General features: G+C 70.4%; 20 protein-coding genes. 7 read left to right on the forward strand and 13 right to left on the reverse strand.

Annotated features, from left to right (window positions below):
- Nucleotides 1-82 precede the first annotated feature (82 nt).
- The 3 genes from ICC28_RS15040 to ICC28_RS15050 all read right to left on the reverse strand — a co-directional run bounded on the left by ICC28_RS15040 (nt 83) and on the right by ICC28_RS15050 (nt 2,421).
- Entirely contained in the window at nt 83-1,249 is a 1,167-nt protein-coding gene (locus ICC28_RS15040) for a Cmx/CmrA family chloramphenicol efflux MFS transporter (protein ID WP_188289065.1), read from the reverse strand.
- A 162-nt stretch (nt 1,250-1,411) separates the two neighbouring features.
- The gene (locus ICC28_RS15045; protein ID WP_188289066.1) at nt 1,412-1,600 is read right to left on the reverse strand and encodes a DUF397 domain-containing protein; all 189 of its coding nucleotides are present in this window, start codon (nt 1,598-1,600) and stop codon (nt 1,412-1,414) included.
- Nucleotides 1,597-2,421 (reverse strand): helix-turn-helix domain-containing protein, encoded by an 825-nt coding sequence (locus ICC28_RS15050; RefSeq protein WP_188289067.1) that lies wholly within the window; start codon nt 2,419-2,421, stop codon nt 1,597-1,599. Before ICC28_RS15050 ends, ICC28_RS15045 begins: the two co-directional genes overlap by 4 nt.
- 112 nt (nt 2,422-2,533) lie before the next feature.
- Here ICC28_RS15050 and ICC28_RS15055 point away from each other — a divergent pair, with 112 nt between their 5' ends.
- The 4 genes from ICC28_RS15055 (at nt 2,534) to ICC28_RS15070 (ending at nt 7,937) form a co-directional block, all read left to right on the forward strand.
- Nucleotides 2,534-2,938 carry an ATP-binding protein gene (locus ICC28_RS15055; RefSeq protein WP_188289068.1) on the forward strand — a complete coding sequence of 135 codons (405 nt, stop codon included), beginning with the start codon at nt 2,534-2,536 and terminating at the stop codon, nt 2,936-2,938.
- 92 nt (nt 2,939-3,030) lie between these two features.
- A complete protein-coding gene (locus ICC28_RS15060; RefSeq protein WP_188289069.1) occupies nt 3,031-3,897 on the forward strand; it encodes a GyrI-like domain-containing protein in 867 nt (288 codons plus the stop codon).
- Nucleotides 3,898-4,128: 231 nt separating this feature from the next.
- Nucleotides 4,129-7,050, forward strand: coding sequence for a SpaA isopeptide-forming pilin-related protein (locus ICC28_RS15065; protein ID WP_188289070.1), 2,922 nt, complete (start codon nt 4,129-4,131; stop codon nt 7,048-7,050).
- Nucleotides 7,051-7,139: 89 nt separating this feature from the next.
- Complete coding sequence (locus tag ICC28_RS15070) at nt 7,140-7,937, forward strand: hypothetical protein (protein ID WP_188289071.1); 798 nt, start codon at nt 7,140-7,142, stop codon at nt 7,935-7,937.
- Here ICC28_RS15070 and ICC28_RS15075 read toward each other — a convergent pair.
- On the reverse strand, nt 7,898-9,238 hold the full coding sequence (locus ICC28_RS15075; RefSeq protein WP_188289072.1) for a nitrous oxide reductase family maturation protein NosD: 1,341 nt from the start codon (nt 9,236-9,238) through the stop codon (nt 7,898-7,900). The two genes, ICC28_RS15070 and ICC28_RS15075, sit on opposite strands and share 40 nt — an antisense overlap.
- A gap of 60 nt (nt 9,239-9,298) precedes the next feature.
- Here ICC28_RS15075 and ICC28_RS15080 point away from each other — a divergent pair, with 60 nt between their 5' ends.
- Nucleotides 9,299-10,423 (forward strand): Dyp-type peroxidase, encoded by a 1,125-nt coding sequence (locus tag ICC28_RS15080; RefSeq protein ID WP_317454021.1) that lies wholly within the window; start codon nt 9,299-9,301, stop codon nt 10,421-10,423.
- Here the strand turns inward: ICC28_RS15080 and ICC28_RS15085 are convergent.
- Nucleotides 10,353-11,105, reverse strand: a complete 753-nt coding sequence (locus tag ICC28_RS15085; RefSeq protein ID WP_411158596.1) for a L,D-transpeptidase family protein — start codon at nt 11,103-11,105, stop codon at nt 10,353-10,355. The genes ICC28_RS15080 and ICC28_RS15085 overlap by 71 nt on opposite strands.
- Nucleotides 11,106-11,268: 163 nt before the next feature.
- Nucleotides 11,269-11,877 (reverse strand): YceI family protein, encoded by a 609-nt coding sequence (locus ICC28_RS15090; RefSeq protein WP_188289074.1) that lies wholly within the window; start codon nt 11,875-11,877, stop codon nt 11,269-11,271.
- 291 nt (nt 11,878-12,168) lie between these two features.
- Between ICC28_RS15090 and ICC28_RS15095 the strand changes: the two genes are divergently transcribed.
- Nucleotides 12,169-13,752 carry an acyl-CoA carboxylase subunit beta gene (locus ICC28_RS15095; protein ID WP_188289075.1) on the forward strand — a complete coding sequence of 528 codons (1,584 nt, stop codon included), beginning with the start codon at nt 12,169-12,171 and terminating at the stop codon, nt 13,750-13,752.
- Between the two features lie 46 nt (nt 13,753-13,798).
- Nucleotides 13,799-13,987, forward strand: coding sequence for an acyl-CoA carboxylase subunit epsilon (locus ICC28_RS15100; protein WP_188289076.1), 189 nt, complete (start codon nt 13,799-13,801; stop codon nt 13,985-13,987).
- Nucleotides 13,988-14,154: 167 nt separating this feature from the next.
- On the opposite strand, the gene ICC28_RS15105 is transcribed toward ICC28_RS15100, so the two are convergent.
- From ICC28_RS15105 to ICC28_RS15135, 7 genes are all read right to left on the reverse strand, one after another.
- Nucleotides 14,155-14,736: a GTP-binding protein gene (locus ICC28_RS15105; protein ID WP_031224757.1), complete on the reverse strand. Its 582-nt coding sequence runs from the start codon at nt 14,734-14,736 to the stop codon at nt 14,155-14,157.
- The gene (locus tag ICC28_RS15110; protein WP_188289077.1) at nt 14,717-15,298 is read right to left on the reverse strand and encodes a DUF742 domain-containing protein; all 582 of its coding nucleotides are present in this window, start codon (nt 15,296-15,298) and stop codon (nt 14,717-14,719) included. Before ICC28_RS15110 ends, ICC28_RS15105 begins: the two co-directional genes overlap by 20 nt.
- Before the next feature lie 95 nt (nt 15,299-15,393).
- On the reverse strand, nt 15,394-15,807 hold the full coding sequence (locus tag ICC28_RS15115) for a roadblock/LC7 domain-containing protein (RefSeq protein ID WP_004983065.1): 414 nt from the start codon (nt 15,805-15,807) through the stop codon (nt 15,394-15,396).
- Nucleotides 15,808-15,817: 10 nt separating this feature from the next.
- Nucleotides 15,818-19,036: a nitrate- and nitrite sensing domain-containing protein gene (locus ICC28_RS15120; RefSeq protein WP_188289078.1), complete on the reverse strand. Its 3,219-nt coding sequence runs from the start codon at nt 19,034-19,036 to the stop codon at nt 15,818-15,820.
- Nucleotides 19,037-19,413: 377 nt separating this feature from the next.
- Nucleotides 19,414-19,989, reverse strand: a complete 576-nt coding sequence (locus ICC28_RS15125; RefSeq protein WP_015657619.1) for a GTP-binding protein — start codon at nt 19,987-19,989, stop codon at nt 19,414-19,416.
- Nucleotides 19,970-20,365, reverse strand: a complete 396-nt coding sequence (locus ICC28_RS15130) for a DUF742 domain-containing protein (protein ID WP_188289079.1) — start codon at nt 20,363-20,365, stop codon at nt 19,970-19,972. Before ICC28_RS15130 ends, ICC28_RS15125 begins: the two co-directional genes overlap by 20 nt.
- 110 nt (nt 20,366-20,475) lie before the next feature.
- Nucleotides 20,476-20,889 (reverse strand): roadblock/LC7 domain-containing protein, encoded by a 414-nt coding sequence (locus ICC28_RS15135; protein WP_030231800.1) that lies wholly within the window; start codon nt 20,887-20,889, stop codon nt 20,476-20,478.
- Nucleotides 20,890-20,893 lie beyond the last annotated feature (4 nt).

Here is a 20,893-nt window from a genome sequence, read left to right on the forward strand (position 1 = left end):
GCCAGACGTGTGCTGGGATTATGAGAACCCTGTGAGCGCACGCACAAGGGGTGTAATCCGGCCAGCGGTTTTCGGGCTCCGCTCACCGGGACGAGGACACAGGAGTACGGCTCCGGCGTGCGACCCCGACGCCCACCGCTACGAGCGTCAGCGCCACCAGACCCGCGCTGACCCACGCCGGTGACCGGTACCCGAGGCCCGCCCCGATCGCCGTACCGCCGAGCCAAGGGCCCAGCGCCGCACCGACGTTGAACGCGGCCGTGGCGAAGCCGCCGCCCAGGGTGGGGGCGTCGGGAGCCGCGTACAGCGCCTGGGCGATGAGCGTGGAACCGACACCGAAGGAGAGGGCGCCGAGGAGCAGGACGAGCCCGAGGGTGAGAGCGGGCTGCCCGGCCCCGAGGGCGAGCACGCCCCACCCGAGGCACAGCGCGGCCCCGCCCATGCCCACCACGACCCCCGCCCGCCGGTCGGCGAACCGGCCCCCGACGCTCACCCCGACGAACGCCCCCGCACCGAACAGCGCGAGGACGACCGGCACGTACACCTCGGCCAGCCCGGTCACGTGGGTGACCAGGGGTGCGAGATAGGTGAACGTGCAGAAGGTGGCCCCGTTCACGAGGGCGCCGAGAAGGAGCGTGACTTGGAGACGCGTAGTGCGCAGGGCACGGACCTCACCCCGCAGCGAGGGGCGCGCGGAGTCGGCGGCACCGCGCGGCACGGACACCGCCACCGCGACCAACGCGGGCGCCGACAGCAGCGCCACCGCCCAGAACGCGGCACGCCAGCCCCAGAGTTGGCCCAGCACCGCCCCCGCGGGCACCCCCACCACACAGGCCAGCGTGACCCCGCCCAGCAACGTCGACGTGGCCCGCCCCTTGGCGTCCGGCCCGACCATGCCCACGGCCGCGACAAGGGCGACCGCCAGGAAACCGGCGTTGGCGAGCGCCCCCAGGACGCGCGTGACCAACAGGACGGCGAAACTCCCGGTCAGCGCGCCGACGACATGAACGCCGAGGAAGACGACGAGAAACCCGAGCAGCGCGCCCCGGCGCGACCACCGCCGGGCGAGCCCTGCCATGAGCGGTGCCCCGACGACCATCCCCACGGCGAAGGCCGAGGTGAGCGCACCGGCGGCCGGCACGGAGACCCCGAGGTCCCGCGCGATGTCCGGCACCAGCCCGGACAGCATGAACTCGGACGTCCCCTGGGCGAAGACAGCAAGGCCCAGGAGATGGAGAGCAAACGGCATGAAGAAACTCCGCAACCCGAAGTCGAAGACGAAAACGGCACGTCGGAACGGCCGTCCGGCAGCGGAGTGAAGGGGCCTCTGAGATCAGCCTGGCATCACGGGCAGCCACCGGAGAGCCGGTGGCCGGAGTCTGGACGCTTCGGGGCTGGACACGGAGGCAGACTAACGGCTCGCGACGAACGCGGTCCAGGTGGCGGGGGAGACCGTGAGGACGGGGCCGGTGGGGTTCTTGGAGTCGCGGACGTGGATGGCGACGGGGTGGGTGGCGACCTCGACGCAGTTGCCGCCCTCGTTGCTGCTGTAGCTGGACTTGAACCAGGTCACGTTCTGCTGCGTTGCTGCGGTGCTCATGACTCTCCTAGCAGTCCTTCCAAGAGCCGGACACTCTCACTGGTGGAGAGGGCCTGTGACCGCAGCATTCCATACTTGAGGTAATAATCGCTGACCTCGTCGGGATCGTCGACGAGGAAGCTGGCGCGCTGCACCTCCAGGTAGACCAGGCGCTCGTGTTGGGGTGTCTCGAGTAGCGTCATGGGACCTGCGAGTCCAGCGTGCGGCATCCGTTCCATGGGCATGACCTGAACGCTCATGTGGATGGGCTCGGTGTACTCCAGGATCTGGCGGATCTGGTTCCGCATCACGTCCGGTCCGCCCACCTGCCGTCGCAGGATGCTCTCCTCCAGGACGAAGTGGCCCACAGGCGGCCGGTCTCGCTGCCAGATCAACTGCCGTTCCATACGGGCGTTCACCCACTGCTCGGCAGTCTCGCTGCCGAGTGCCGGATAGCGGGAGTCGAAAGCGGCTAGGCAGTACTCCCGGGTCTGGAGCAGTCCTGGGACCATCTGAGTCTCGTACGCCAGGATGTTCACGGCCTCCTGCTCATGGTCCACCAGCCCCTGCGCGAACTGCACGATCCGCTCCCGCACCGGCATCTTCTCCACCAGCACCGCCAACGTCCCGCCCGTCCCCAGCAGTTCATCGAACTGCTCGGCCCGATCAGGCTGAAGCGCCAGCCGCCCCTGCTCGATCGACCCCACCGTGTCCACGTGAACGCTCGCCAGTTCGGCGAACTGTTCCTGTGTGAGGCGGGACTTCTTCCTGTAGTGCGCCACCAGCGCCCCGACCGCGTACCACGAACCGACCTTCTTGGGCTGCTTCCTCGCCACGTGCATGCGTGTCCCTTTCCCCCGCGCGCGCCCGAACCGCTCGTAGTGGAGTCGTAGTAATCAGAACTACGACTTCACTCACTGACCCACTGTAGTGACGCACAGTGACACTGGCCTCATGATTCGCGAACCCCAACCCCCCAGCCCTCGCGAGGCCTTCTATCGCAGGGACCGCAGATCAGTACGCCTGGCCCGGGAGTTCACCCGGGACGCCCTGACGGACTGGGCCCTGGCCGAGCGCAGCGACGCCGTGCTGCTCTGCGTGAGCGAACTCGCGACGAACGCGTTGCTGCACGGCGTCCCGCCGGGCCGTGGTTTCCGCCTCCGGCTGGTGCTGGAGGCGGACGGTGCCTTACGGGTGGAGGTGCACGACAGCGGTGGAGGGGACCCGCTGCCCACGGACGGGGCACCAGAAGCCGAATACGGCCGGGGTCTCCTCCTGGTCGCGGCGCTCGCGGACAAGTGGGGCGTGGGCAGGCGGGACCCCGGCAAGATCGTGTGGTGCGAGTTCGCGGCGCCGTGACCGCGCCGCACCCGACCGGACCGGGCACGGGATGTCGGGTCCGGCAGGGTGGTTCCTTCCTAGCGTGGTGATCGAAAGGGAAGGAGGCCGCAGTGCTGGAGCGGCTCAACCAGGCCATGGAGCACATCGAGGGCAACCTCGACGGGCGGATCGAGGCGGCCGACCTCGCGCGGATCGCGACGACCTCGGAGTACCACTTCCGGCGGCTGTTCTCCGCGCTCGCGGGGATGCCGCTGTCGGAGTACGTCCGGCGTCGGCGGCTGACGGTCGCGGGGGCCGAGGTGCTGGCCGGTGAGCGGACGCTGCTGGAGATCGCGGTCCGGTACGGCTACACCTCGGGGGAGGCGTTCGCGCGGGCGTTCCGCGCGATGCACGGCGTCGGCCCCGGCGAGGCCAGACGGACCGGTGCGCCTCTCCATGCCCAGCCGCGGATGTCCTTCCGTCTGGTCGTCGAAGGGAGCAGCAGTATGCGATACCGGGTCGTGGAGAAGGACGGGTTCCAGGTGGTCGGCAGGAAGGCGCGGGTGCCCCTCGTGCACGAGGGGATGAACCCCGCCATCGCCGATTTCATCCGGAGCATCGACAAGGAGACGCTGGAGCGGATCAAGGGCCTCTCCGACCAGCAGCCGGAGGGCATCGTCGGGGTGAGCGCCGACCTGGCCGAGAGCCGTGCCGAGGGGACCGAACTGGACTACTACCACGGTGTGGTGACGGGTGCCCCCGCGCCCGGGGACCTGGACGCGCTGGCCGTCCCGGCCGGGACGTGGGCCGTCTTCGAGAGCTCGGGGGAGTTCCCGCGGGCGCTCCAGTACCTGTGGCGGGACGTGTTCACCCAGTGGTTCCCGGCGAATCCGTACCGCAGCCGTCCGGGCCCGGAGATCCTGCGGACCCGGCTGTCCGGGGACGGGGCGCACGCCGAGGCGGAACTGTGGATCCCCGTGGAGCGCGCCACGGGCTGACCGCGCCGGAGAATCCTCCGCATGCGCGCTCACTTAAGTCATATGGGCGGATTAGCGGCGCGTCGCTTTCCGTATCCATGACCAGTGGAGTCGATCTTCCCTGACCGACGAGCCTGGAGGCATGCGGTGCGGAGAAAAGAGCGAAGAAGCGAGCGAAGCAGAGAGCGAAGAGGCGAGCGAAGAGGCGAGCGAGGGGCGGGGGCGGCCGGGCGGCGGTGGGGCGGGGCGGGCATGCCGGCGCTCGCCCTGGCCCTCGCCGTTCCCCTGGCGGGCGTCACGGGCGTACCGGCGGCCGCCAAGGAGCCCGGCGACGGCACGGTCACCGTCCGGGTCGTCCGCGAGGTCGACGCCGACGGCGCGTACGACAGCGTGCTGGAGCCTGGTCTCGCCGGGGTCGAGGTCACGCTGACCGACGACGCCGGGAACAAGCTCACGGCCACCACGGGCGCCGACGGCCTCGCGGAGTTCACCCCGGCGACCTCGTCGCTGACCGGCGGCAAGTACCGCATCGACGTCACCAACCCCGACCCCGGCACCCTCAGCCCCGCCATCGCGGGCCACGGCACCGGCGCGGACGTCATGCGCAGCAACACCGGGTTCGTGGACGTCGGCGGCGGTACGGCGGCCGAGTACACCACCGGCTTCTGGGAGCCGGACCTGTACTGCCAGGAGAACCCCGACCTCGTCACCTGCGCCCTGTCGCGCGGCAGCGTCACCGGGAAGAAGGGCCTCGTCCGCTTCGCCACCGACCTGGGCACCACACACCCGGGCGGCACGGTCACCGACCTGACGACCAACGAGGAGCAGCAGGCGGTCTTCGGCATCGGCACCGACCGCACCGGCAACGTGTTCATGGGCACCTACGTCAAACGCCACATGGAGTACGGCCCGGCGGGCGCCACGAACGCCGTCTACCGGTACAACACCACCAGCGACGCGGTCACCACCTTCACCACGCTCCCGGGCACCCTCACCGCCCACGAGCCCGGTGACGCCGTGCCGTACTACATCTCCGACGACGCGATCTACGAGCGCGTCGGCCGCGAGGGCCTCGGCGACGTCGATGTCTCCGGCGACGGCAAGACCCTCTACGCGGTGAACCTCAACGACTCCAAGCTGTACGTCGTACCGATCGAGGGCACCGGCGACGATGTCACCGCCGGGACGCCGACGTCGTACGACATCCCGAGGCCGGGCGCGAACTGCACCGGTGACTGGCACCCGTTCGGCATCGGCGTGCGCGGGGCGCGGGTCCTGGTCGGCGGGGTGTGCGGCGCGGAGTCCACGGTGAGCGAGGAAGCCCCGTTCGGCGACCCGTCGCAACTGCGGGCCCACGTCTACACGTTCACCGGGTCCGGCTTCACCCCGCTGTTCGACACCGGGCTCGACTACGGCCGCGGCTGCGCGTACCGCTTCCTCGGCACCCCGGAGTCCGCGTACCGCTGCGACGACGACACCAAGACCGGCGAGATCATGAGCGCCGGGTGGGAGGCCTGGAACCAGCGGGTGCCGGGCATGGAGTCCCACGGCTTCACCAGCGCGCCCCAGCCGATGCTGTCCAACATCGAGATCGCCGACAACGGCGACCTGGTCCTCGCCCTCCGTGACCGCTTCGCCGACATGCAGGGCCAGGGCACCGAGCTGTTCGGCACCTCGACCATCGCCAACGGCATCGCGGCCGGTGATGTGCTGCGCGCCTGCGTCAACGACGCCGGGGCGTACACCCTGGAGTCGGACGGCACCTGCGGCACCCTCACCGGCGCCGTGCCGGGCAACGCGATGGGGCCGGGCGGCGGCGAGTTCTACGACGACCGCACGGTCCTCTGGGACGCGAACCACGACCAGGTCACCGAGGGCGGCACGGTCCTCCAGCCGTACCGGAACAAGCTGTGGTCCACGTCCTACGACCCGTTCGACTACAACGCCTACGAACAGGGCGTACGGCAGTGGAACTCCGAGACCGGGGAGCGGACGGGCGGCCTCGTCATCCAGCCGACCGACGCCACCAACGTCCTGTTCGGCAAGGGCAACGGCCTCGCCGACCTGGAGATGCTCTGCGACCAGGCCCCGGTCCAGGTCGGTAACTACGTCTGGTTCGACACCGACCGCGACGGCGTCCAGGACCCGTCGGAGCCGCCGCTGCCGGGCGTGAAGGTCACCCTGACCCCGAAGGGCGGCGGGGACCCGATCGTCGTCCACACGGACGAGAACGGCGAGTACTACGTCGGTACGGCCGACGGCCTGAAGCCCGACACCGAGTACGACGTCACCTTCGACTACAGCGGCGTCGACACCTCCAAGCTGCCGGGCTCGCCCACGCCGGAGGAACTGGCCTGGACCCTGAAGGGGGCGGGCGACGACCGGACGATCGACTCCAACGCCGACTCCGACGGCAGGACGACCGTCGCCGTCGGCCCGCCCGGCTCCGTCGACCACACCATCGACGCCGGCCTCAGCGCCCGGCCGCGGGCCCTGCTCACGGTCGTCAAGAAGGACAAGGTGAGCGGCGAGCCGCTCGCGGGCGCGGTCTTCGAGCTGTGGCGGGAGACCAACGGCACCAGCGGTCTCCAGACGGGCGGCACCGACCCCGACACCCGGACCGGCGAGTCCTGCACCACCGCGACCAACGGCCGCTGCGCCTTCGACGACCTGGTCCTCGGCACGTACTACGTGCGCGAAACCGCGGTGCCGGACGGATACGTCCTGCCCCGCAACCCGGTCTTCGGGCCGTACGCGCTCACCGCGGACAACGCCGTCGAGGGTGACGGCAAGGTGGTGAACCTGGTCAACCGGCCCGACCTGCGGCTGACCCTGCTGAAGAAGGACGCCAAGACCGGCAAGCCGCTCGCGGGCGCGGTCTTCGAGCTGTGGCGCGAGAGCAACGGCAAGGCGGGCCTGCAGACGTCCGGCGCGAAGAAGGACACGCTCCAGGACGCGGGCTGCGCCACGGACGGCAAGGGGCTGTGCCACTACGGCTCGCTGCCGCCGGGCACGTACTACCTGCGCGAGACGGCCGTGCCGGAGGGCTACGTCCTGCCCAAGAAGCCGGTCTCCGGTCCGTACGAGCTCACCGCCGGGAACGCGGGGGAGGGCGACGGCAAGGTCGTCACTCTCAGGAACGAGCGCGGCGAACCCTGCGGCAAGAAGTGCTAGCGACGGGTACACACCCGGCAGGGTGAACACCGGGCGGGCCGCCCACCGGTAACGACCGGGGGCGGCCCGCCCGCCTGTAACCACATGCCATGCACACCTTGTGGAAGCGACCCAAGCGGGTCACCGTGGCCCTCGTCGGCATCGCGGGCGCGGTCACCGCGGGCGTCCTCGCGTTCCCGGACGGCGACGGCGCCGCCGGACCCCGCCCCGTGTCCGGCGCGGAGGCGCAACGACTGGCGCTGGCCCGGTTCCGTACGTACCAGGACAGCCCGTCGGCCGTCACGGTACGGGCGCCTACGGCGGGCGGCGCGGTGGAGGTGCGCGCGGTCGTCGACCACCGCAGGCACCGGGCGGTCGGGACGTACGCGGTGGGCTCCTCCGGGGCCTCCGGGACCTCCGGGGCCTCCGGGAGCGGCCTGCTGGCCTGGGACCTCGCCGGAATCGCCGTCGCCCGCTCCGCCGCCCGCCCCTCGGGACCGGAGCAGCTCCTACGGGAAGCGCGGCGACCCGGGCCTGCTGCCTGGACCCGCCGCGCCTACACCGCCGACCCGCTGGACACCGCCCTCAGACTCACCCTCTCCCTCTCCGCCGACCGCCCCGACAACGCCCAACTCCTCGCCCAGGCAGGTCCGTTGTGGCTGCGGGGCGATGCGATCGACGGCCGTGACTACGACGTCTTCGCAGGCCCGCGCCCGTCCCACCGCCCCGGCCGCTCCCCGCTGACGTACTGGATCGACACCGACGGGGGGCTGCGCCGGGTGACGGCCCGGATCGACCCGACCCGAACAGCCACCGTCGACTTCACGGCGACCCGCGTACGGGGCACCCTGCCGACCGCTCCGTGGGCTCACCGGCCCACCGCGTCCGCCGAGGCGGGCAGCGGGTAGTCCCCCGGGTCCACCCGGCCGGGCAGGGACACCGCCGGGCGGTGGGGAGCCGAGGCGGGGGCCGGGAGCGACGGTTGGGCCGGTGGGCGCGGGGCGTCCTGGAAGGAGATGCCCGGGGGGACGCGCAGCGGGCGTACCCCGCCCAGTGGGGGTGGCGGTACCTCGCTGGTGGGCGTCGCCTCCGAACTCGTAGCGCATTGGCGGGCGGCGTCCGGCAGGCGCGCCGGGCTCGTGCGTGAATCGCCGTTGTCCGAGAAGCAGTTGCCCGACACCGCGCCCGTGGCCAGGACCAGGTCCGTGCCGTTGGCCGTGACGCGGTTGTCGCGGACGGTGTTGCGCGTGGACGGGTAGCCCTGGACGTCGCTCAGGACGATCCCGGCGGCGCGGTTGCCGGTGACGAGGTTGCGCGCGAAGAGGTTGTCGCGGACGCCGCCCGCTCCGATCCCGATGCCGAAGCCGCCGTCGGCCTGCTCGGGGCTGCGGTCGTCGTTGTTGTCGACGAGCGCGTTGCCCACGACGACCGCGTCGTGCTGCGGGCCGAGCGCCTCCATGTCGTTGGAGTTGAGGGCGAGGCCCACGCGGTTGCGCACGGCCCGGTTGCCCAGCAGGTACAGCCGCTCCGAGGCGTTGGTGACCTCAAGGCCCACCGCGTTGTGCTCCACGGTGTTGTGCCGGACCACCGTGTCGCAGGGCCGGCACTGGCCGACGTAGATCCCGGAGTCGGCGTGCCCGGAGGCGTAGGAGCGCTCGATGACACCGGAACGGGCGTCGAAGGCGTAGATGCCGTACAGGGCGTTGTTGTGGGCGGTGATGTAGGAGGCGCGGAAGCCCTTCAGGGGCGGGAACTCGGCGGTGTCGAGAGGGTCGTACGCCGAGCCGCCCGCGCCGCCCGCCTGGAGCCGTTCGTCGGTGACGCCGGTGAACAGCAGGCCGTTGGCGAGGTGGTTGCGGACGGTCAGGTTCTCCACGGCCGAGCCCGGACCGGTGACGGTGATGCCGTTGGCGCGGCGGAACTCGCCGTCGACGACCACGCGGGAGCGGTCCGTGCCGCGCAGCACGACGCGCGGCGTGGTCACCCGCACGCTCTCCCGGTACACGCCCGGAGAGACCAGCACCAGGCCGCCCGGGCGCACCCGGTCCACGGCCTCCTGGAGGGACGGCGTCTGCTGCGGGACCCGTACGACGGCAGCCCCGCCGCCGGGGCCGCCGGAACCCGTGGCGCCGGAGGCGCAGGAGGCGGTCGCGGCGAGCAGAACGGCGCCGAGGACGAAACGGAACGCGCGGAAGCGGTTGGTTAGCACGCCAGCAGATGTATCGTCCCGTTTGCCGTGATGACAACGAATGCCGGGAATGACACGCCTGTGAACCAGTCAGGTACGCCGTCCAGCACCACCCGCCGCAGCATGCTGGCCCGGGTCGCGGGCCTCGGCGCCCTCGCCGCCGCGGGTTGCTCCCGCACTCCCGGCGGCACCCACGCGGACGCGGACCTTGCGGGCCCCCGCAAGCCCCGCCAGGCCGGGGTGACCACCCCGCAGCAGAACGCCGTACTCCTCCTGGCCTACGACCTGGAACCCGGCCTGCGCGGACCCGACGGCGTCCGCGCCCTGCGCCGGGTGCTCACCCGCTGGGCGCGGACGCTGCAAGAGGCGCACGAAGAGGCGCACGAAGTGGCGTACGAAGCGGCGCACAAGGAGGACCGCTTCACCGCGACCCTCGGCATCGGCCCCGCCCTCCCCGCCCGCCTCGGCCGCACCGCCCCCGACGCGCTGCGGGAGCTGCCGCCCTTCCCCGGCGACCGCCTCGATCCGGCCCGCTGCGGCGGCGACCTCGTCCTTCAACTGTGCGCCGACGACGCCCGCGCCACCGCCCGCGCGGCCGCGGCACTGGCCCGGTCGGCGCACGGCACCCTGCGCCCGCGCTGGCGCCAGGCCGGTTTCCTGCCGCCGACCGCTCCCGGGCAGACGCCCCGCAACCTGCTCGGCTTCAAGGACGGCACGGCCGGACCGACGCCCGAGGAGTGCGAGCGCTGGGTGTGGCGGGAGGACGACACGACCTTCCTCGTCGTGCGGCGCATCCATCTGCGGGTCGCGGAGTTCGCGCGCCTGCGCACGGACCGGCAGGAGGAGATCATCGGCAGGCGGCGGGCCAGCGGGGCGCCGCTCGGGTCGACGCGCGAGCACGACGACCCGGACATCTTCGCCAGGACCCCGCAGGGCCGCTATGTGATCCCGGCCCGCTCCCACGTCCGCGCCGCGAGCCCCCGACTCGACGGCGGGGCGCAGATGCTGCGCCGCGGCTACTCCTACGACGACGGGCGCGGCGACCAGGGGCTGCTCTTCCTGGCCTTCATGCGGGATCCGGCGCTGTTCGTGCGCGTCCAGCAGCGGATGGCGGCGCAGGACGAGCTGAGCGCCTTCACGGAGCATCGTGGTTCTGCGGTGGCGTACGTCCTGCCGGGGCGGGATCTGGGGACTCTGGTGCTGTGACGGGCGGGGTGCGCCAGGTGCCCGGCTTGGTGCCCCAGACGTACACGGCGTCGTGGAGGCGAAGGGTGTTCCACAGTCGTCTCGCGTCGTCGAGCCGCAGGTTCACGCAACCGTGCGAGCCGCCGCTGAACAGGTCGTGGTGCACGCCGTGAAAGGCCTGGCCGTCACTGAAGAACTGGGAGTACGGCATCGGCGCGTTGTCGTAGAGCGTGGAGTAGTGGTCGATGTTGCGCCAGTACACCGAGTGCCATCCGGCCCGGGTCTCGTAGCCGTCCCGCCCGGAGCGGATCGGCACGGGGGCGTAGACCACCCGTCGGCCGTCCTGCACCCACATCAGCTGCCGGGTCAGGTCCACACAGGCCGTGCGGTACGAGCGGACCGGGCAGTTCCCGGCCTTGTTGGGGTCCGGCCGGGCCTCCACGACCAGCATCGTGCGGTAGGTGGCGAGGTTCGCGTACCCGTCGGCGGGGGTGAGGCGGTTGCGGCTCTGGAAGTCGCGGATGGCCTCGCAGTCGGCGGGGGACTGCCGCCCGTCGACGCGGAGGCGCAGATGCCGCTCCATCTCGCGCTGGTAGGGGCCGGTCCCGGCCTGGCAGTCCGGTGCGGCGGGTGCGGCTCGCGCGATGCCGGCGCCGACCGCGGTGAGCGGCAGCAGGACGGCGGTCAGCAGGACGGTGGTCAGCAGGACGGCGGCGGTGCGACCGACGCCTATGCGTCTCTTCAAGTCCAAGGCGGCCTCCCGGGCGGCGCTCCCTCCCCGTGTCTCCTGGCTTTTCCAGGGATACGGCACGGGGAGCGGGCGGGCGCTGCCGGACTAGGCCAAGTGGCCGCGAGGGCGGCACGGTTCAGGCGTTCTTGATCGCCGAGATGTCGAAGTTCAGCTTGATCTTGTCGGAGACCAGGACGCCGCCGGTCTCCAGCGCCGCGTTCCAGGTCAGGCCCCACTCCGAGCGCAGGATCTCCGCCTTGCCCTCGAAGCCGACGCGCTCGTTGCCGAAGGGGTCCTTCGCGGCGCCGTTGAACTCCAGGTCGATGGTGAGCGGCCGGGTGGTGCCGAGGATCGTCAGATCGCCGGTGATGCGGTAGTCGTCGCCGCCCAGCGCCTCGGCCTTGGTGGAGCGGAACGTCATCGCCGGGAACTCGTCCGTCCTGAAGAAGTCCGCGCTCTTGAGGTGACCGTCGCGGTCCGCGCTGCCGGTGTCGATGCTGTCCATCGTCACGTCGATCGAGGCGGTGGACTTCGACGGGTCGGCGCCGTCCAGCCGCAGCTCCCCGCTGAAGTCGAGGAACTTGCCCTTGACGTTGGTGACCATCGCGTGCCGGGCCACGAAGCCGAGCGTGGAGTGGGCCGGGTCGATGGTGTAGTCGCCGGTCAGCGCGGCAAGCTCGGGGTTCACCGCGGAGGGGGCCTCGGTGACGGTGTCGGCGGTGTTCCTGCGGCTGAAGATGCCCATGGCGTACTCCTGAGATGGTGGTTGAATGTTCAATGAGGTGAACGAGAACGACGGTAGACCTATTCCATTGAACTTTCAACCTCTTCGTCGTCACGGCCGTGCCGCTACCCTCTGGATGTGAGGCGGCTCTCAGCCCGCCGCTTTGTGCGACCCCTACAAGCGCCACGCCCTCTGAGCAGTCGGAACGGCTGCACGTCGGCACGGTTCTGTTCAGGGGTACCAGGAAAACGGGTCGGAGACTGTACGGAGTCGACGGCCCGCTTTCCTTGGCGGGCTTCGTAAGGTCGCTACATGACCGTTTTGGAAGAGACGACGGGTGAGCCGACGGACGCGCGCGGCCGGGTCGCCGAGCTGCACGAGATCCGTGCGCGAGCCCTGGCCGGTCCCAGCGAGAAGGCGACCGAGGCGCAGCACGCCAAGGGCAAGCTGACTGCTCGGGAGCGCATCGAGCTGCTGCTCGACCCGGGCACCTTCCAGGAGGTCGAGCAACTGCGCCGGCACCGGGCCCAGGGCTTCGGCCTGGAGGCCAAGAAGCCGTACACCGACGGTGTCATCACCGGCTGGGGCGCGGTGGAGGGCCGCACGGTCTTCGTCTACGCCCATGACTTCCGCATCTTCGGCGGCGCGCTGGGCGAGGCCCACGCCACCAAGATCCACAAGATCATGGACATGGCCATCGCGGCCGGGGCCCCGCTGGTCTCCCTCAACGACGGCGCGGGCGCCCGCATCCAGGAGGGCGTCTCGGCGCTCGCCGGCTACGGCGGCATCTTCCAGCGCAACACCAAGGCCTCCGGCGTCATCCCGCAGATCTCGGTGATGCTCGGCCCGTGCGCCGGCGGCGCGGCCTACTCGCCCGCCCTGACGGACTTCGTCTTCATGGTCCGCGACACCTCCCAGATGTTCATCACGGGCCCGGACGTCGTGAAGGCCGTCACCGGCGAGGAGATCACCCAGAACGGCCTCGGCGGCGCGGACGTGCACGCCGAGACCTCCGGCGTCTGCCACTTCGCCTACGACGACGAGGAGACGTGCATCGCCGAGGTGCGCTACCTCCTGTCCCTGCTCCCGCAGAACAACCGCGAGAACCCGCCGCGGGTGGAGTCCACCGACGAGGCGGCCCGTCGCAGCGACGTCCTGCTCGACCTGGTCCCGGCCGACGGCAACCGCCCGTACGACATGGCCAAGGTCATCGAGGAGATCGTCGACGACGGCGAGTACCTGGAGGTCCACGAGCGCTGGGCGCGGAACATCATCTGCGCGCTCGCCCGTCTGGACGGCCAGGTCGTGGGCATCGTGGCCAACCAGCCGCAGTCCCTGGCCGGCGTCCTGGACATCGAGGCCTCGGAAAAAGCTGCGCGTTTCGTCCAGATGTGTGACGCTTTCAACATCCCGATCGTCACCTTCCTCGATGTCCCGGGCTTCCTTCCCGGCGTCGACCAGGAGCACGGCGGGATCATCCGCCACGGCGCCAAGCTGCTGTACGCCTACTGCAACGCGACCGTGCCGCGGATCTCCCTCATCCTGCGCAAGGCCTACGGAGGTGCCTACATCGTCATGGACAGCCAGTCCATCGGTGCGGACCTCACCTACGCGTGGCCGACGAACGAGATCGCCGTGATGGGCGCCGAAGGTGCCGCCAACGTCATCTTCCGCCGCCAGATCGCGGAGGCCGAGGACCCCGAGGCCATGCGCACCCGCATGGTCAAGGAGTACAAGTCCGAGCTGATGCACCCGTACTACGCGGCAGAGCGCGGCCTGGTGGACGACGTGATCGACCCGGCGGAGACGCGCGAGGTCCTGATCCGCTCCCTGGCGATGCTCCAGTCCAAGCACGCCGACCTGCCGTCCCGCAAGCACGGCAACCCCCCGCAGTAACCCACCGGTACCGCTGCGGAAACCTCTCTCACGGAGACTGACACCCATGAACCTCCCTGACATTCGCGTCGAGAAGGGCCACGCCGAGCCCGAGGAAGTCGCCGCCCTCACGGCCATCCTGCTCGCCCGCGCCGCCACCCGGCCGACGCCCCCGGCCCACCACGGCCGCGCCAGGGCAGGCTGGCGCCGCCTGGAACGCGAGCCCGGCTTCCGAGCCCCGCACAGCTGGCGCTGAGCCCACAGACACAAAGAAGGGCCCCTCTCGAGAGAGGGGCCCTTTTACGTACCTAGGGGCGCGGGGCTGTATCGATATGCGGCTCCGCCGCGTGGGCGCGACAAGCCAACGGGCTGCCGCAGACGGCCAACAACCGTCCGAGGCAGCCCGTTGGCCGCAAAGAACACTTACCGAAGTCGAGCCATCAACGCATGCTCGACCAGCGTAATAAGAGTCGACTTCGCATCCGCCCGATGCCGCGCATCCGTCGTGATGATCGGCGTGTCCGGCCCGATCTGCAGAGCCTCCCGCACCTCGTCCGGGTTGTACGGCTGATTCCCGTCGAACCCGTTCAGCGCGATCACGAACGGCAGCCCCGAGTTCTCGAAGTAGTCCACCGCCGGGAAACAGTCGGCAAGGCGCCTGGTGTCCACCAGGACCACCGCACCGATCGCACCGCGCACCAGGTCGTCCCACATGAACCAGAAGCGGTCCTGGCCGGGCGTACCGAAGAGGTACAGGATCAGGTCCTGGTCAAGGGTGATACGCCCGAAGTCCATGGCGACCGTCGTGGTCGTCTTGTCTCCGGTGTGGGTGAGGTCGTCGATGCCCGCCGAAGCAGACGTCATGACGGCCTCTGTGCGCAGCGGGTTGATCTCCGAAACGGCCCCGACGAACGTGGTCTTGCCCACGCCGAAGCCACCCGCCACCACGATCTTCGCCGAGGTGGTGGAGCGGGAAGGACCGCCGCTAGAGCTTGCGAAGTCCACTGAGCACCCTTTCGAGCAGTGTCACGTCTGGCTGGCCGCCGGCGTTCTCGTCGCCGCCGGGCTGATGGATGGCGACCAGGCCCGCCTCCGCCAAGTCGGCGACGAGGATCCTGGCCACGCCGAGAGGGATCGTGAGCAGGGCCGAGATCTCGGCCACCGACTTGATCTCCCGGCAGAGGTTGCAGATCCGCTGATGCTCGGGCAGTTGGCCCTGCATCTGGTGCGGAGCCGCGGTGGTGTGCACCAGCGCCTCGATGGCGAGCTGGTACCGCGGCCTGGTGCGGCCGCCCGTCATGGCGTACGGGCGCACCAGGGGATTGTTCGCCGCCCCGGCGGGCGCCGGCTCGGGGGCGCGTCGCTGCGGCTGCACCGGCTGGATGCGCGGCGCCTGCGGCTGGTCGTACGGTCCGGGACCCTGCGGGCCCTGGGGTGCGTACGGCTGCTGGTGCCGGTGGCCGGGCGTGGAGGGGAAGTTGTACCGGTTCTGGGAACCGTCGTTCTGGCCCTGGGCAGGGCCGTACGACCAGTTGCCCGATGACGAACCGTCTGGGGGTGTTGCCACTTTCTCTCCTCCTCCGACTGCGCCGGGCACCCATCATGTGGAGCCGCGTCCCGAAACCTTACGGCCCCGGGACGCCAAAACGCACCGTCTGTCTGTTAGTTGAGCAGGCTCCCTTGGAGCTCCGCACGCAGATCCGGTGTCAGAACCGTGCCGGCGCGGTCCACCAGAAGGGCCATCTCGTACCCGATGAGGCCGATGTCCGCCTCGGGGTGGGCGAGAACCGCGAGCGAGGAACCGTCGGAGATGGACATGATGAAGAGGAAACCCCGTTCCATCTCCACAACCGTCTGGTTCACACTGCCGCCCTCGAAGATCCGCGAGGCGCCGGCCGTCAGCGAGGTCAGACCGGAGGCGACGGCCGCAAGCTGGTCGGCGCGGTCGCGCGGAAACCCTTCGGACATCGCCAGAAGGAGTCCGTCGGCGGAGACCACCACCGTGTGGGACACCCCGGGGGTGTTGTCCACGAAGTTGGTGATCAACCAGTTCAGGTTCTGTGCCGCCTGGCTCATCGGGCTCACACTAACGCTCCTGGTTGTAGGTGCTGTCAGGACCGAAGCCCTGGCCGTTCGTTTCACTTCCCGCACTGCGACCCCGCTGGACACCCCGGCGCAGGTTGCTCAGCCTGCCCCGGACGTCCTCGGGAGCGCGGGAGACCTGTGGGCCGCCCTGGGGGGTGGCTTCGGCGGCTCCCTCGACCAGGTTGGCCTTGGGTACCCGCCGTGGCAGGCCGGAGGAGGTGACCCCGCCTGCCTTGGGCTTGCGGAGCTGTGCCGCCTGCTGCCAGCGATCGTCGTTCGCCGAGCGCCAGCCGTTGTCGGCGGGGGACTCCGCGGGGGCCGGCGCTTCCTGGTCCACGGGCCGCGCGCCGCTCGTACCGTTCGCGGTGGATCCGCGGCGGGGGAGCCCGGCGTCGGTCAGCTCGTGGCCGGCGGAGGGGGCCGGTCCCGGACGCTCAAAGCCTACGCGGTCGCGCTCACTTGCGTCAGCGGCCTGCACAGGTTCCGGTTCCGGAGAGTACTGGTCGGAGTGGCCGTTCCGGTAGTCGTCCTGCTGCGGCCAGTCGTCCTGATAGCGGCGCTCCTCGAAGGCCGGGAAGGACTCCGGTTGGGCGGAGCCGGCCGTCGCGGGCGTCTCCTGAACCGGCTCCGCATACGCCGGGTCGGGGTAGCCGCCGTTGGACGAGTAGGCACCGTTCTGCGGCAGGCCGCCGTTGGGCGCGTAGTACTGCTCCTCGTACGCAGGCTGCTGCGGCTCCTCGTACGCCGTCTGCGGGTCGTACGCCGCCTGCTGCTCGGCGTAGCCGCCCTGACCGCCCGTGCCCGGGTCGTAGCCCTGCTGGCCGGTGAACTGGTCCTGGCCCGCGAACTCGTCGTAGCCGGAGGCCTCGGAGCCGTCCTGGACACCCTCCGGACCGTGCGACTGGGCCTCCAGGGCCGCCCGGCGCTCCTCGCGCATCAGGGAGCGGCCCACGGGGTCCAGCTCGCGGATGTCGTCGGGGACCTCGGTGTAGCGGCTGTCGTCGAAGCCGAGTTCGGCCGCGGTGCGCATCGGCTGGTGGTTGAAGTTCTCGCCCTGGAACTGCTGCTCCGGGATGATCTGGGAGACCGTGAACTCGTCGCGGTCGAGCTGCTGCTCGCCGCCTCCGCCGTGGGTGATCGCGTCGGGCAGCATGACCAGCGAGGTGGTGCCGGCCTGCTCGCCCGAGGGGCGGAGCTGGACGCGGATGCCGTGCCGGTCGGACAGCCGGCCGACCACGAACAGACCCATGCGCTGCGAGATCGCGGCGTCCACGGTCGGCGGGTTGGCCAGCTTGTGGTTGATGTCCGCGAAGTCCTCGGCGGTCAGGCCGATGCCCTTGTCGTGGATCTCGACCATGACACGGCCGTCGGGCAGCCGGGTCGCGGTGACGCGGACCTTGGTCTGCGGCGAGGAGAAGGTCGTCGCGTTCTCCAGCAGCTCCGCGAGCAGGTGCACGAGGTCGGTGACCGCACGGCCGTGGATCTCGGCCTCGGGGACGCCGGACAGCTCGATGCGCTCGTACTGCTCCACCTCGGAGGAGGCGGCGCGCAGCACGTCGACCAGCGGGACCGGCTGGTCCCAGCGGCGGCCGGGCTCCTCGCCCGCGAGGACCAGGAGGTTCTCGCCGTTGCGGCGCATACGGGTCGCGAGGTGGTCCAGGCGGAAGAGGTTCTCCAGCTGGTCCGGGTCGGCCTCGTTGTTCTCCAGGTCGGTGATGAGGGTCAGCTGGCCCTCGATCAGCGACTGGTTGCGGCGCGACAGGTTGGTGAAGATCGCGTTGATGTTGCCCCGCAGCAGGGCCTGCTCGGCGGCGAGCCGGACGGCCTCGCGGTGGACCTGGTCGAAGGCGCGGGCGACTTCGCCGATCTCGTCGCGGGTGTTGATCGGGATGGGCTGCACCCGGGTGTCGACACGGCCGGGGTCGGTGCGCGAGAGCTGGTCGACCAGCATCGGCAGCCGCTGCTCGGCGATGCCGAAGGCGGCGTTGCGCAGCTGGCGCATCGAGCGGCTCATCTGGCGGGCCACCATGCCGGCCAGGATGAACGCGGCGAGCAGGGCGATCACGACGGCGGCACCCACGATGAAGGCGTCCCGCTTGGCCTCGTCGGCGATCGACGCGGCCTCGTTCACCGCGGTGTCGGCCAGGTCCGATTCGATCTGCCGGTAGGCGTCGTACTTGAGGGTGGTGACCGCCCACCAGTTGTTGGCGGTGACGCCCTGCGTGGCGAGGCCCTGCCGCTCGGAGGGGTCGGTGGTCTTCATGCCCGCGACGGCCCGGACCATCTGCACGGGGTCCTCGGGCGGCGCCACGTAGTCCGGGTCCTCGGCCTTGGCCGCCTTGGCCATCGCCGCGCCCTTGGCCTTCACCTCGGCCTCGGCGTCCTTGAGCTTCTGCGCGTCGGCCTCGGTGCCACCGCCGATGTACTCCTGGACGGCGATGCCCTCCAGGTAGGCGTACGAGGACAGGGCGACCTTCTGGCTGGCGAAGCTGCCGGTGCCGGGGCCGGGCTGGACCAGCATGTGCATACCGATGGAGCGCTGCAGCGACAGGGCCGCCTTGGTCAGCTCCATGGCGTAGACGGTACGGCCGTAGGAGGTGACGTTTCCGGTGCCGAGGCCGAGCTCGTTGGCGAACTCGGTCAGCGGGTGCGCGACCTCGACGTAGCCCTCTTCGGTCTGCACGCCGGGACGCTTGGAGGTGTACGCCTCCTCGCGCAGCGTCGCCAGGTCGGGCTCGACATCGCGGAACAGGGCCAGGCGGCGCTCCAGGCCCGGCTTCTGCGGCATGCTCTGGGCCGCCTGGTTGAACAGCTCGGCGGCGTCGTCCGTCGCCTTGCGCGCCTCGGTGACGACGTCCTTGTCCGTGTTGAGCAGGAGCGGCTTCGCCGTGATGTCCCGCTCGTTGTAGAGCGCGTCCGCGTAGTTGAGGGAGGCGCGGACCAGACGCGCGGTGTTCTCCGCGTCCTCGGCCTCCTGCCAGGTGTCGATCGAGCTCTTCACCTGGAAGCCGCCCATGACGAGGCCGACCAGCACGGGTATGAGCAGGATCGCGTTCAGCCGGGTCGGCACCCGCCAGTTACGGGGGGAGAGACGGCCGCCGCTCGGAGCGGGGGCGGCCGTCGGCTCCGAACCGGGCACAGGGGCGGGCGCCGCTCCGCGCGGCGGCGGGGTGAAGTTGCCCCGGGCCGACGGCTCGGGACCGTTCTTGCTTCGCCTCACTCGACCAACAACCTTCCGGCGGTCGGCACCTACGTTGTGCCGCAGTGTCTCAGAGCCCAGTAGGCCATCGACTGTTGAGTACGTCATTGACTATTGGGCAGTTCAGGCATTCCAGCATGGGGACCTGCGCACTTCCAAACAGTGGAAAGCGTGGATTCCATGTGATGTAAGCCCTAGATAAAACGGTCATAAAGAGCGAGCCCCGCCAAAAGGCGGGGCCTTCGTGCGCACAGTGAGACCGGATGACCGCGACGCGTGGCGGTACCACCCGATTCCTCTGCCGAAACGTTATGAACACCGGGGCCGGCCGTGTCAAAGGCCACAGCCGGCTCCGGGACATCTACGACAACTGCCGTACGCGACTGACTACTTGATCGTCAACGCAACCGCGCCATGAGAGCGTGTTCCACCAGCGTGATCAGCGCACTCTTGGCATCGGAACGGTGCCGGGCGTCCGTCGTGATGATCGGGGTGTCGGGGCCTATCTGCAGCGCCTCGCGCACCTCCTCCGGCGCGTAGGGCTGGTGCCCGTCGAAGCCGTTGAGCGCCACGACGAACGGCAGCCCGCTGTTCTCGAAGTAGTCGACCGCCGGGAAGCAGTCTGCCAGGCGCCGGGTGTCGACGAGGACGACGGCACCGATCGCGCCGCGTACCAGGTCGTCCCACATGAACCAGAAGCGGTCCTGGCCGGGCGTGCCGAACAGGTACAGGATCAGGTCCTGGTCGAGCGTGATGCGTCCGAAGTCCATGGCCACCGTGGTGGTGGTCTTGTCTCCGGTGTGCGTGAGGTCGTCGATGCCCGCGCTCGCGGACGTCATCACGGCCTCCGTGCGCAGCGGGTTGATCTCGGAGACGGCGCCGACGAACGTCGTCTTGCCGACGCCGAAGCCACCCGCCACCACGATCTTGGCGGAGGTGGTCGCCCGACCTCCGTCAGAGCTTGCGAAGTCCACTGAGCACCCTTTCGAGCAGTGTCACGTCCGGAGCGCCGGTGCTCTCGTCGCCGCCCGGCTGGTGAATGGCGACGAGCCCGGCCTCCGCGAGGTCCGCGACGAGGATCCGGGCCACCCCCAGTGGCATGGCCAGCAGCGCCGAGACCTCGGCGACCGACTTGACCTCGCGGCACAGGTGGCAGATGCGCTGGTGCTCCGGGAGCAGCCCCATGAGCGCTGCCGGGTCGGCCGTGGTGCTGATCAGGGCCTCGATGGCCAGCTGGTAGCGCGGCCGGGTCCGGCCGCCGGTCATCGCGTACGGACGTACCAGCGGCTGGTCGCCCTCATCCTCGTACGGCTCCGCGTACGGATCATGAGAGGCGTTGGGCGGGGTCATGAATCCTCCGGGCGGGACAGCATGTGTCTCGGTCGTGCCGTCTGACGGTGCCGTGGGGGGACGTGTGGCGGCCTGACGGATATTTGGTGAGGCGGGTGGATCCGAGGTGGTCAGTGGAGCAGACTGCCTTGCAGCTCGGCACGGAGATCGGGCGTGAGCACCGCGCCCGCGCGGTCGACCAGCAGTGCCATCTCGTAGCCGACGAGGCCGATGTCGCACTCCGGGTGCGCGAGGACGGCCAGGGACGAGCCGTCGGAGACGGACATGAGGAACAGGAATCCCCTCTCCATCTCCACGACCGTCTGCGCGACGTCTCCGCCCTCGAAGATCCGGGACGCCCCGGCGGTCAGCGAGGTCAGTCCGGAGGCGACGGCCGCGAGCTGGTCGGCGCGGTCGCGCGGGAAGCCCTCCGACAGCGCCAGCAGAAGACCGTCGGCGGACACGACGACGGTGTGGGACACCCCGGGGGTGTTGTCCACGAAGTTGGTGATCAACCAGTTCAGGTTCTGTGCCGCCTGGCTCATCGGG

This window comes from Streptomyces sp. TRM68416, from assembly GCF_014596915.1.
Lineage (GTDB): Bacteria > Actinomycetota > Actinomycetes > Streptomycetales > Streptomycetaceae > Streptomyces.